Raw genomic sequence first — 1,773 nt, 5'->3', positions numbered from 1 at the left:
CGCGGCCGCCGACGCGCTCGTGGCGCGGTGGCCCGAGAGCAAGCGGGACATCGGCCTGAGCCGGGTGTTCCGCGTCAACACCGAGGCGCTGAACGAGATCGCGGGCGAGTTCCTGTGGGAGTCGGGCGGGAAGTGGGCGCTGTTCCGGGCCGGGCTCAGCCTCGGTGAAAGCGGGTTGGTCGCGCAGGCCAGGGACCACTTCGCACGGCTGCGGGCCGACGCCCTCCGGAAGCTGGGCGCCGATCACCCCTACACGCTGGCGGTCCGCTTCGAACTCGCGCTGTGCGTTGGACGGGCCGGGGACCCGGCGGGGGCGATCACCGCGCTCGAGGAGCTGCTGGCCGACCGGGCGCGGGTGCTCGGCCCTGATCATCCCGACACCCTCGTCACCCGGGTCAGCCTCGCCAAACGGCGGGGACAGGCCGGAGACGCGGCCGGGGCCATCGCCGAATTCGAAGCGCTGCTGGCCGATTGGACGCGGGTGCTCGGGCCGGATCACCCGCACACGATGATCACCCGGCACGAGCTGGCTCACTGGTGCGGGTCGGCGGGGGATCCGGCGGGTGCGGTGGCGGCGTTCGAGGAGCTGCTGGCCGATCGGGCGCGGGTGCTCGGCCCTGATCACTCCGACACGCTCATCACCCGCAGCGACCTTGCTCGTTGGCGGGGACTGGCCGGGAACCCGGCAAGTGCCGTCAGTTCGCTCGAAGAGCTGGTGGCCGACTGGGTGCGCGTGGCGGGGCCGGATCACCCGCACACGTTGTTCACGCGGCATGAACTGGCTCATTGGCGGGGCCGGGCGGGGGATCCGGTGGGTGCGGTGGGGGCCTTCGAGGAATTGCTCGGCGATCGGGCGCGGGTGCTGGGGCCTGAGCACCCGGACACCGTCGTTACCCGCGGCGGTCTCGCCTTTTGGCAGAACCGCCTTCGGGGCCGGGCTGAGCCGCCGTCGGCGGGCTCGCGGTGACCGGGTCGAGGTGGTGGCGTACGTCCTCGGCCGAGGGGCTGGTGGCCGATCGAGCGCGGGCGCTGCGGCAATCTCGCCCGTTGGGCGAGCCGCCGTCATCGGGCTCGCCGTGACCGGGTCGAGCAGGTGGCGTAAGTCCTCGTCGAGGAGCTGCTCGGCGATCGGGCGCGGGCGCTGGGGGCCTGAGCACCCGGACACCCTCGTCAGTCTCGCCTATTGGCGGAACCGCCTTCGGGGCCCGGTTGAGCCGCCGTCATCCGACTCGCGGTGACCAGGTCGAGCAGGCGGCGCACCTCGTCCGCCTCCGGGATGCCGAGTTCGGTGTACGCCGCCAGTGCGGCTTCGAGGTGCGCTTTCGCCTCGGCGTGCTCCCCGGCCGCCCGGTGGGCCGTGCCCAGGCCGCGGTGGGCGACGGCTCGTTCGCGGAGGTGGCCGGTTCGCTCGGCGAGGGCCAGTGCTCGCTCGTACAACGCGGTGGCCTCGGCGCCGGTCTTCGTGGCCGCGAATTCGTTGAGTGCCGAGACTTCGAGGTTCGTGTCGCCGCCGGTCTTCGCGAACTCCAGGGCGCGGCGGAAGTGGTCGTCGGCCTCCTCGGAGCGGCCCAGGCCGGCGTACGCGCCGCCAAGTGCGGCCAGTACCGGTCCGCCGAGGCCGCCTGAGCCGAGGTCCAGGGCGATCCGGCCGCTCCGCCGCAGGTAGCCGATCGCCGCGTCGTGGTCGCCGCACCAGCGGTGGTGCTCGCCGGTGTTGCACAGGGCGATGCCCTCGAGCAGGGCGTGGCCGGTCCGGCGCGCGGCGGCGAGCGC

2 protein-coding genes are annotated in these 1,773 nt (G+C 73.6%); one reads left to right on the top strand and one right to left on the bottom strand.

The annotated features are described in order from the left end of the window. The coding region (locus tag G3I65_RS18780; RefSeq protein ID WP_160697266.1) for a tetratricopeptide repeat protein at window positions 1-967 on the top strand (967 nt) is incomplete at its 5' end. Between the two features lie 203 nt (window positions 968-1,170). Here the strand turns inward: G3I65_RS18780 and G3I65_RS18775 are convergent. Beyond that, window positions 1,171-1,773, bottom strand: a 603-nt coding sequence (locus tag G3I65_RS18775; RefSeq protein WP_160697265.1) for a tetratricopeptide repeat protein, incomplete at its 5' end; no start/stop codon positions are given.

Source organism: Amycolatopsis sp. SID8362, from assembly GCF_010550475.1.
Taxonomy (GTDB): Bacteria; Actinomycetota; Actinomycetes; order Mycobacteriales; family Pseudonocardiaceae; genus Amycolatopsis; species Amycolatopsis eburnea.
Note: the sequence above shows the minus strand (reverse complement) of the source record. Positions and strands in the feature narration are given on the sequence as shown.